Below are 6,744 nucleotides of genomic sequence, written 5' to 3'. Positions count from 1 at the left end.
CGCTTGGCCATGCTGGGTCTCCAGATCGAACAGTCTGGAGATCCATGAATCACACATCACCCGCGTCGTGAATCCTGAATGTCGATTGGACCTAGAGCATTCGCTGGAGCAGCCGCTTTTCGATCAGGTTGATTCAACCTGATCGGCGGGTGCTCTAGCCGGCCTTCAGGCCCTGGCTCCGGAAGATCGAGCGGACCTTTTCGACCAGTTCGCCGGACGGTGCTTCCGTGTCGGCGAGCTTGTAGTCGCGACCGCATTCCTTCCACTTGAACTCGCCGAGCTTGTGGAATGGCAGCACGTCGACGCGCTCGACGACGCCGAGCTCGGCGGCGAAGGCGGCTAGCCCTTCGATCTCATCGAGCTTGTCGGTAAGGCCCGGCACCAGCACATAGCGCAGCCAGATCTTCTTGCCCTTGGCGGAAAGGCGGCGGGCAAAGTCGAGCGTCGGCTGCAGTTGGGCGCCGGTCACCTCGAAGTAGGTTTTCTCGGAGAAGGCCTTGATGTCGAGCAGTACGAGGTCGATGTCCTCGAGCATCTCGTCGGAGATGCGTTTGCCCAGGAAGCCGGAGGTATCGAGCGCCGTGTGAAGCCCCATCGCCTTGGCGGCATGGAAGATTTCGGCCGTGAACTCCACCTGTGTCAGCGGCTCGCCACCGGTGATGGTTATGCCGCCCTTGGCGCGCTTCAGGAAGTTGGAGTAGCTCGCCATCTCGGCAACGATCTCGCCTACCGAGGTCTCCTTGCCCTTGCGCATGTGCCAGGTGTCGGGGTTGTGACAGTACTGGCAACGCAGAGGGCAACCCGAGACGAAAAGCACGTAGCGGATGCCAGGGCCATCGACGGCGCCGCCGGCTTCCTTCGAGTGAACGAAGCCGTGGGCCACCGGTCGGCGGGCAGGGCGAGCATGCCCGCCATCGGCGTGGACTCCCGGGGTGCCGCCCTGGGCGTCCCGGACGTCGAGGAGGTTAGTTTGATGCGCCATGGAAGGTCCGGCTGATGACATCGAGCTGCTGTTCGCGCGTCAGCTTGATGAAGTTCACCGCGTAGCCCGACACGCGGATGGTCAGCTGCGGGTAGAGCTCGGGATGCTCCATGGCGTCGACCAGCGTCTCGCGGTCGAACACGTTGACGTTGATGTGGTGACCGCCCTGCAGGAAGTAGCCGCTGAGCAGGTTGTCGAGGTTGTTCACCCGATCCTCCTCGGTGGAGCCCAAGGCGGACGGCACGATCGAGAAGGTGTAGCTGATGCCGTCCTGTGCGTGGGCATAGGGCAGCTTGGCGACCGAGGCCATGGAGGCGACGGCGCCATTCTTGTCGCGGCCGTGCATCGGGTTCGCACCCGGAGCGAAGGGCTGGCCGGCCTTGCGGCCATCGGGGGTGTTGCCAGTCTTCTTGCCGTAGACGACGTTGGAGGTGATCGTCAGGATCGACTGCGTCGGCATGGCGTTGCGATAGGTCTTGTGCTTGCGGATGCAGCCCATGAACGTCTCGGTCAGCCAGACGGCGATGTCGTCGACACGATCGTCGTTGTTACCGAAGGCGGGATAGTCGCCCTCGATCTCGAAGTCGGTCGCCAGACCACGCTCGTCGCGGATCACCTTCACCTTGGCGTACTTGATGGCGCTGAGGCTGTCGGCGGCAACCGACAGGCCGGCGATGCCGCAGGCCATGGTCCTGAGGATGTCGCGGTCGTGCAGCGCCATCTCGATCCGCTCGTACATGTACTTGTCGTGCATGTAGTGGATGGAGTTCAGCGCATTGACGTAGACGCGGGCGAGCCACTCCATCATCGGAATGAGCTTGGCCTTGACGTCCTCGTAGTCGAGGTAGTCGCCGACAACGGGGGCGAAGGTGGGGCCGACCTGCGTGCCGCTCTTCTCGTCGCGACCGCCGTTGATCGCGTAGAGCAAGGTCTTGGCGAGATTGGCGCGAGCACCGAAGAACTGCATCTGCTTGCCGATGCGCATGGCGGAAACGCAGCAGGCGATGCCGTAGTCGTCACCCCAGTAGGGACGCATCAGGTCGTCGTTCTCGTACTGGATCGACGAGGTTCTGATGGACGTCTCGGCGCAGAAGTCGCGGAAGCCTTTCGGAAGATGCTCCGACCACAGCACGGTCAGGTTCGGCTCGGGGGCCGGGCCAAGCGTGTTCAGCGTGTTCAGCATGCGGAAGGACGACTTGGTCACCAGCGGGCGACCGTCGATGGCCATGCCGCCGATGGACTCGGTGACCCAGGTCGGGTCGCCGGAGAACAGCTGGTCGTACTCCGGCGTCCTCAGGAAGCGGACGATGCGGAGCTTCATGACGAAGTGGTCGAACAGCTCCTGCGCCTCGGCTTCGTTGAGCTCGCCCTCGGCGATGTCGCGCTGGATGAAGATGTCGAGGAAGCTGGAGACGCGGCCGAGCGACATGGCGGCGCCGTTGGCTTCCTTCACTGCGGCGAGATAGGCGAGATAGGTCCACTGTACCGCCTCACGACCGTTGACGGCCGGGCGGGTGAGGTCGAAGCCATAGATCTCGCCGAGCTTGACGAGTTCCTTGAGAGCCTTGATCTGCTCGGCGGTCTCTTCGCGAGCGCGCAGCACGTCCTCGTCGATGGTGGCGAGTTCGAAGCTCTTGAGCTGGGTCTGCTTGTCCTCGATCAGGCGGTTGACGCCGTAGAGGGCGACGCGGCGATAGTCGCCGATGATGCGGCCGCGGCCGTAGGCATCCGGCAGGCCAGTGATGACGCCGGACTTGCGACAGGCCAGCATCTCGGGGGTGTAGACGTCGAAGACCGCGTCGTTATGGGTCTTGCGAAGCTTGGGGAACACCTTGTCGAGCGAGGTGTCGGCCTTGAAGCCGTAGGCCTCGAGACCGTTCTTGACCATGCGGTAGCCGCCGAACGGCATGATGGCCCGCTTCAGCGGCGCATCGGTCTGAAGGCCTACGATCTGCTCGAGATCTTCGGCGATGTAGCCGGCCTTGTGCGAGGTGATGGAGGAGGGGGTGGAAACGTCGACATCAAGCACGCCGCCCTTGTCGCGCTCGGCCTTGAGGTGAGCCTTCAGCTTCTCCCAGAGGTCGGCGGTGCGGGGCGTGATGCCGGCCAGGAAAGCGGCGTCGCCCTCGTAAGGGGTTATGTTGGCGATGATGAAGCTGCGGACGTCGATCTCGCGGGTCCAGTTGCCCGGAAGAAAGCCGCGCCAGGGGTCCTGGGCGGAGAGTTCCGTGTCGATCGTGTCGAACGGTTCGCGCGCATAGACGTTCATGGCTTTCTCTCCAGTTTTATCACCAGCTCGATGGCCGGAAAGTTATGCGTCCGAAGACGTATAACATAAATCACTTACGTAGTCCTGCGAAATCACGGTGATTTGCAAGCGCTTCGCACCCTTCATGTAATATATGAGTGCGAAGGTTAAGTAAGTAATCCTGCGCTATTGCCAGGCTCCACGGCCGGCTGTGCGCTACCTGAAGGTCAGGTCTTCGCGAACTGCATGCTCGCATTGATTGTGTTGCCGTTCGGGCAGCGTTTTGCCGAGTCGCGGGGCGGCGAGTTCCCTTTGAAAACTGAAACCTTTTAGAAAATAGCCAAATAGTGCGACTTTTGAAAATATGAAGGAAATCAACCAAATTTCGACGGTTGAGAACGATCCGCAATAGGGAGCGGGTCGGTTGCATGAGCCTCCAACTCTGCCTGATGATGTGCAACCAAAAAGAGAGCCCCTGGTGGGGTTCTCTACGGTGGGCTCGCTCGTCCTGTTCGAGCCATGCAGGCATGCGGATCAGCCTTGCAGGCCGTGCAGCGTCAAGCGGCCGAACAATTCCAAATGGTTATCCGTTTTGGGCGTGGCTGCTCTGCGTTTGGTGCGGCTCCGCCGTCTGCAGGGGCGTCAGTCCGCCCAGAGCCTTTCGGTAGACCAGCCAGTAGATGCCGCCAACAAAGGCCCCGCCACCTACGATGTTGCCGAGCGTGGCCGGAACGATGTTGTGGACGATGGCGCCCAGGGGCAGCACCGAGGCGTCGACGCCCTCAGGAGCGTGTCCGGTCTGAACGAGGACCCAGGCATAGGGCAGGATGAACATGTTGGCGACGCAGTGCTCAAACCCGGCGGCGATGAAGGCGGTCACAGGCAGGACCATGCCGAACAGCTTGTCGGTCACCGAGCGGCCGGCGTAGCTGAGCCACACGGCAAGGCAGACCAGGATGTTGCAGAGCACGCCCTTGAAGAAGATGGTGACGACATCAGGCGCCACCTTGCCGACAGCCAGCTTGATGAGACCGGCGCCGAAACCCTCGTTGTTCAGGGCCGATGTGTGAGCCATGTAGATCAGGAAGACGAGGCCGAGAGCGCCGACCAGGTTGCCGAGCCAGATGATCGCCCAGTTGCGGAGAACCTCAAGGGTTCCCAGCTGTCGATTGGCCCAGGCCATGACGATCAGGCAGTTGCCCGTGAACAGCTCGGCGCCACCGATCATGACCAGGGCTAGGCCCAGGGTGAAGACAAGGCCGCCGAGAAGGCGCTGGGCGGCAAAGCCGAGCGTCGGATCCGCGAGCACGATTCCAAAGAACACTGCGCCAAGTCCGATCGATCCGCCGGCGACGATGGCGAGTGCGGCGCTGGCCAACGCCGGCATGCGCGCTTTCTTGACGCCGAGCTTCTCGACCTTGTCCTGGATTTCGGCCGGCGCATAGGCGTCGAGGCCGAGAATGGTGTTGGCCTGTCCGGGCGCGGTGTTCGCCATTTGGGGTATCTCCGGTTCAACTTTTTCGCCGACAGCGATACCGCCTGATGGGCGAAAGTAAAGAGGAGGGAATTACGCAGCTTTCATCGACCCGGTGGTAGCCCGACGGCGGCTTTGCCGATGATATCGTCCGTCCCCGTCAGCGGCGCGTGACGTCAGCGGGGATGCTATGCCGGCTTTCCCGGCGATCGTCGGCTTTTGCAAGCCGACGTCGCTCCGGGGACAAGTCGATCAGAAGGACGCTTCGCCGACCGTGACGATACGCAGCAGGTTGGTGGAACCGGGAACGCCTTCACCTGCGGTCACCACCAGTGTGTCGCCGAGGTTGGCGATCCGCAGCTCGCGAGCCAATGCCACGCCGGCGTTCACCTTGTCCTGGAACCGGCGGTACAGTTGGCTCGGGATCACCAGCACACCGTAGGCGAGCATCAGCTTGCGCGTCTTGATCAGGTCCGGCGTGACGCAGAGGACGGGCACGCCCGGCCGCTCGCGCGTGACGCGCAATGTCGTCGAGCCGGTGGCGGTGAAGGTGATGATCGCCTTGGCGTCGAGCGCGCCGGCAATCTGCTTGGCCGCGTGGGTGATGGCGTCCGAAGAGCTTTCCGGACCGAAGGGCAGGCGCTGCGCTTCGATGATCTGGCGATAGAGCGGGTCGTGCTCGACGCGCTGGGCGATGCTGTCCATGATGGCCACGGCGGCAACCGGATAGGCGCCGGCAGCCGTTTCGGCCGACAGCATCACGGCGTCCGCACCGTCGAACACGGCGGTGGCGACGTCGGAGGCCTCCGCGCGGGTCGGCGCCGGGCTCGTCACCATGGACTCGAGCATCTGCGTCGCGACGATGACCGGCTTGCCGGCTTGCCGCGCTTCGCGAACGATGCGCTTCTGCAGCGTCGGCACGTCCTCAGGGCGCATCTCGACGCCGAGGTCGCCACGGGCCACCATGACGCCGTCGGCGAGCTCGATAATGGCGCTCAAGCTGTCGATCGCCTGGGGTTTCTCGATCTTGGCGAGCAACGCCGCCCGATCGCCGATCAGAGAGCGGGCTTCGACCAGGTCTTCCGGCCGCTGGACGAAGGAAAGAGCCACCCAGTCGACACCGAGGTCCAGCGCGAACGCCAGGTCGGCCCGGTCCTTCTTCGTCAATGCGGAAAGCGGCAACACCACGTCCGGTACGTTGACGCCCTTGCGGTTGGACAGCGCGCGGCCGCTGACCACCGTGGTAACGGCATGGTCGCTGGCGCAGCTCACCACATGCAGGCGAACCCGACCGTCGTCGAGCAGCACGTCGGTGTTGGGTTTGAGAGCCGCGAAGATTTCTGGATGCGGCAGGCCCACGCGGTTGGCGTCACCGGGCTCGGTGGACAGGTCGAGGCGGAAGGTCTGGCCTTCGACGAGATCGATGGGGCCGTCGGCAAAGGTGGAAATGCGCAGCTTGGGGCCCTGGAGATCGGCCATCACGGCGATCGGGCGGCCGGTCTCCGTTTCGACCTGCCGAAGCATGTCGAAGCGGGCGCGATGCTCCTCATGGGTGCCGTGGCTGAAGTTGAGCCGGAACACGTCGGCGCCGGCCGCGACCAACTCGCGGATCACCTCGATGGTGCCGGAGGCCGGCCCCAGCGTGGCGACCACTTTGGTCTGGCGTCGGCGGATCTTGGGATTGCTACCCGTTAGCGAGGTTGCCGGCGCGCTCATGTCTGCTCCTTGACGTCTGTCGACCGTGAAATCATCCGGCCGGAAAATCCCTTCGGGTTTGGCCCGTAAGGAAAAGTCCTCGCCAGCGTTGCCTTCGTATACACGCAAGGGCGCGGCGAGGGGAAGCACAGCTTCCGTCGTGTTGTCGCAACTCTGCTTTGCGGACCGGTGCAACAAAAAAAGACCCCGCCTTTGCGGGCGGGGTCCATGAGGCTGGAATCAGCCGTTTCTCAGAGGGTCTTGGCGATGGCGACGGCGGTGTCGGCCATGCGGTTGGAGAAGCCCCACTCGTTGTCGTACCAGGACAGGATGCGGACGAGGCTG

The 6,744-nt window shown here is 63.2% G+C and carries 4 protein-coding genes; all 4 read right to left on the bottom strand.

Features of this window, described 5'->3' with window-relative positions; genetic code table 11:
- Nucleotides 1-154: 154 nt before the first annotated feature.
- Nucleotides 155-982, bottom strand: a complete 828-nt coding sequence (gene pflA, locus M4J40_RS17950; RefSeq protein ID WP_251755795.1) for a pyruvate formate-lyase-activating protein — start codon at nt 980-982, stop codon at nt 155-157.
- Nucleotides 966-3,251 carry a formate C-acetyltransferase gene (gene pflB, locus M4J40_RS17945; RefSeq protein ID WP_251755794.1) on the bottom strand — a complete coding sequence of 762 codons (2,286 nt, stop codon included), beginning with the start codon at nt 3,249-3,251 and terminating at the stop codon, nt 966-968. The genes pflA and pflB overlap by 17 nt, the downstream gene beginning before the upstream one ends.
- Nucleotides 3,252-3,813: 562 nt before the next feature.
- Entirely contained in the window at nt 3,814-4,725 is a 912-nt protein-coding gene (locus tag M4J40_RS17940) for a formate/nitrite transporter family protein (protein WP_251755793.1), read from the bottom strand.
- A 231-nt stretch (nt 4,726-4,956) separates the two neighbouring features.
- Complete coding sequence (gene pyk / locus M4J40_RS17935) at nt 4,957-6,420, bottom strand: pyruvate kinase (RefSeq protein WP_251755792.1); 1,464 nt, start codon at nt 6,418-6,420, stop codon at nt 4,957-4,959.
- Nucleotides 6,421-6,744 lie beyond the last annotated feature (324 nt).

It is taken from the genome of Pleomorphomonas sp. JP5, from assembly GCF_023721815.1.
Taxonomy (GTDB): domain Bacteria; phylum Pseudomonadota; class Alphaproteobacteria; order Rhizobiales; family Pleomorphomonadaceae; genus Pleomorphomonas.
The sequence above is the reverse complement of the archived record's forward strand: the minus strand, read 5'-3'. Positions and strand labels throughout refer to the sequence as shown.

Excerpts from the sequence above, each read along its gene's own strand:
- pflA (WP_251755795.1), bottom strand. The coding sequence starts at position 982 with ATGGCGCATCAAACTAACCTCCTCGACGTCCGGGACGCCCAGGGCGGC.
- pflB (WP_251755794.1), bottom strand. The coding sequence starts at position 3,251 with ATGAACGTCTATGCGCGCGAACCGTTCGACACGATCGACACGGAACTC.
- M4J40_RS17940 (WP_251755793.1), bottom strand. The coding sequence starts at position 4,725 with ATGGCGAACACCGCGCCCGGACAGGCCAACACCATTCTCGGCCTCGAC.
- pyk (WP_251755792.1), bottom strand. The coding sequence starts at position 6,420 with ATGAGCGCGCCGGCAACCTCGCTAACGGGTAGCAATCCCAAGATCCGC.